Here is a 3,336-nt window from a genome sequence, read left to right on the forward strand (position 1 = left end):
GGCGGGGTCGGACGCGTCTGGGCCGCCGGCGGCGGCGCAGGACGCTGCGGCGGCGGCGGACTGCCCGGCGGACGCTGCGCGGTGGAGCTGGGCGCCGGCGCCGTACCGGACTCCGGCAGATTGGAAGGCCAGGTCGGTATCCACGTCGATCGCTGGGTCGACATATCGCCTCCAGACAGGGCTGCAGACACCGGTCGGCGGCTGTGGCTGCTGCAGACCGGTCACCAAAACGCTTGCGGTCAGCCCCCACCGACCTCCCCCGGGGACTGCGGCGCGAGCTTAGCACCGTAGCCATGACGAAGGCAGACGGACGATACCGCCGGCGCAGCCCTGCCGAATGCGCGCTGGCGCACGAACCGGACGGAATCGGACCGGCGGCCGGAACGAGGCGCCGGAGCGGACCGGACGCAGCGGCGGCCGCCCGACGTCGACACGCGCCGGCCGCGTAATTCAGCGAAACCAGACGCCAATTGCGGCCCGGATGCCGGACCCGGCTGGAGGGCCCAGGTCCGCGCCCGAAACCGGCTAGCGCAGGGTCTCGTCGAGAAACGCGAGCGCCGTGTCGGAACCGGACTGGCCGAGCCAGAACAGCGCTTTCTGCTTGACCTCGCGCGGATAGTCGCCGCGCATCAGGCCGATCAGGGCCTTGTCGCCCTGCTCGTCCGGCAGCTGGGTCAGCGCGAACACGGCCTGTTCGCGCACCGACGCCTCGGTCTCGCGACGCAGCGCCGCGACGATGTCGGCGGCGGCACGGGCGTCCTCCATCTGTGCGAGCCAGAACAGGGCCTGGCCGCGCACCTCGCCGGAACGGTCGCCCGCGGCGATCGCGAGCACGCGCGGATAGGTGTCGAGCTTCTCCGCCTGGGACAGCACGAACACCGCATGGTTGCGGATCTTCGCGTCGGCGTCTTCGTGCGCGACGCGCTCGACCGCCTCGACGCCTTCGATGCCGCGCGCCTGGCCCATCCAGAACAACGCGGCTTCGCGCCGTCCGCGCGGTCCGCCGGCTGCGGCGAACTCGCGCAGCGCGGCCATCGCGGCCGGCGCCGCGTGGAATGCAATGGCCGCGATGCCGTCGTCGTCGTCCTTGCGGCCGCGGTCGCGGCGCGTCTCGGCGGCGAGCCAGGCGACGCTCGCGGCCGGATCCACGCCGTCCAGCCGCGTCACTGCGCCTGCACTGCTGACCGGACAACTCGCGCTCAGCGCACGTATCGCGTCGACCTGACCGGCTTTCACGTGGGCGTAGACGGCGAGCTCGCGCGCGCCGGCCGTGACGGCGGGCACGGCGTCGTCGACGCTCCACTGGCGGCCGTCGAGATCGCAGCCGCGGCGCCCGGCGGCCCCGCGGCGGACTTCGTAGCAACAGGGCTCGCCGGCGTCGGGCGCCAGCGGCACCTGCCATTGCACCCAGCCGTCGTTCGCGGCGATGCGCCGGGCCAGGTCGTCGTCGGCCGTCGCGGCGGCGGCCGGCAGCAGCAGGGATACACAGCAAACGAAACGCGAAAGAAGTCGCATGGCAATGCTCCGCAGGAATTCAGGCAGGGCCCGGCCGCGCCGAGGCCGAGCCGCGGCGGCAGGGAGTGTTTCCGGTCTGCGGCGGCGCGACGGCCGCCGCGCGGGCTATTTCAGTTCCTGCTCGATCACCTCGAGCGCCGCGTCGTCGTCCATCGCGGTCAGCAGGCGCAGGATCCGCTGTTTCTCTTCCTTGCTTTTTGCACTCTTGTACAGACCGCTCATGGCCTTGGCGTCGTCGGCGATCAGCAGTCCCTGCAGGATCGCGTCGCGCTGGGCGGCGCTGGCCGCCTTCGAGTACAGGCCGACCAGCGCTGCGCTGGCCTTGTCGCCCCCGCTGACGCCGATCGCGCGATAGGCCTCCAGGCGCGTGCCTTCTTCCGTGTTCGTGCCGGCTATCTGCACGAGACCGTCGACGTCGCCGGCCACGCCGAGCGACTGCACGATCTGCCGCTGCAGCTCCGCGTCCTTGACCACCGGCATCAGCTGCTTGAGCTCGGCGACGGCGTCCATCGCGCCGAGCAGCTGGATCGCGTCGTGGCGCAGCGCGGCGTCGGTCTCGTCGCGCGCGGCGCCGTACACGAGCTCCTTGCGGCCGGCGATCATCCAGGCCTGGAGGATGTCGCGCTTCTGCGCGGCCGCGGCGCCGCGGTACAGCGCGGACAGCTCGCCGAGCGCCTTGTCGTCGCCGCTGACGCCGAGCATGCGGATGGCCTCGCTGCGCAGTCCCGGATCGCCGCTGCGCGCGATCTCGACGAGCTCGGTCAGCGCTTCCTGCGAATCGAGCTGGCTCAGCACGAACAGCGCACGCCGCTTGACCTTGTCCGGCTGCGTGCCGCGCAGCACTTTCTTGAGCAACGGCACGGCGCGTTCCGGCGGCGCGTTGATCAGGCCTTCGACGGCGATCTCGGCGAGTTCCCGGTCGTCGCCACGGCCACCACCTCCGCCACCACCGCCCCCGCCTTCGCCGCGCGCGCTGTGTTCGGCGGCCTGGTCCTGGCGCAGCAGCGCGTCGGCTTCGCCGAGCCAGCGGCTCTGCGGAAACTTCTCGCGCAGCTGGTCCACGGTGCGCCGCGCATCGGCCGTGCGCTTGGCCTGCATGAGCACATAGGCCTGCCAGAACAGCGCGGTGTCCACGTTCGCCTCGCCGCGTTCGACCATGCGCTTTTCGAGCCGGCGGAAGCGGTCGAGCGCCTGTTGCCAGTCGGACTTGGCCATGAGCTCCTGGCCTTCGCGGTAGAGCTGGTTGAGTTCCTTGTCGGCGCTGTTGACGTCGGCGGCGGTCGGCGCGGCCAGGGCCAGCGGTGCAGCGGCGGCCAGCAGCAGGCCGAGTGCGCGGGAAAGCAGGGTTTTGCTCATGAGTGACTCCGTCAGATCGAGGTCGAGCGTTGCGGCTCCATACGCGCCTGCGTCGCCCGCAGTTGAAACAGCAGATCGGACTTGTCGACGTAGTCGCGCAAGCCGTCGGAAGCTTGGATGTCGCCGGCGGGCGCCGGGTTAGCCAGTTCGATCAGCACGGGTTCGAGCTGACGCAGAAAATTCGCGAGACGCGCATTGCCGGCGCGCGCGGCCGCCTGGGCGTAGAGCCGGTTCGACTCGAGCAGGCCCGCAGCGAGCTCGCGGTTGCCGGCCTGCAGCGCAGCGCTGTCGCTGTTGACCGCGGTCAGCACCACGCTTTCGGTTTCGCGCAGATGCGCGGCGACGTAGGCGTCGAGCACGCGCGAGGACAATTCCGTCGCGGCGAGGTTGCCGCCCGCGGCCGGCGTCGCCGGCGGCTGGCGGCCGAGCAGGAAGCCCAGGCCGAGCGCGGCGACCAGCGCGCAC

The 3,336-nt window shown here is 71.6% G+C and carries 3 protein-coding genes; all 3 read right to left on the minus strand.

The features are described from left to right. Window positions 1-525: 525 nt before the first annotated feature. Entirely contained in the window at window positions 526-1,515 is a 990-nt protein-coding gene (locus NON22_RS22150) for a HEAT repeat domain-containing protein (protein WP_257389171.1), read from the minus strand. Between the two features lie 105 nt (window positions 1,516-1,620). Beyond that, window positions 1,621-2,871 carry a HEAT repeat domain-containing protein gene (locus NON22_RS22155; RefSeq protein ID WP_257389172.1) on the minus strand — a complete coding sequence of 417 codons (1,251 nt, stop codon included), beginning with the start codon at window positions 2,869-2,871 and terminating at the stop codon, window positions 1,621-1,623. A gap of 11 nt (window positions 2,872-2,882) precedes the next feature. Further along, a partial coding sequence (locus NON22_RS22160) for a hypothetical protein (protein WP_257389173.1) occupies window positions 2,883-3,336 on the minus strand: 454 nt, incomplete at its 5' end.

It is taken from the genome of Tahibacter caeni (assembly GCF_024609805.1).
Classification (GTDB): domain Bacteria; phylum Pseudomonadota; class Gammaproteobacteria; order Xanthomonadales; family Rhodanobacteraceae; genus Tahibacter; species Tahibacter caeni.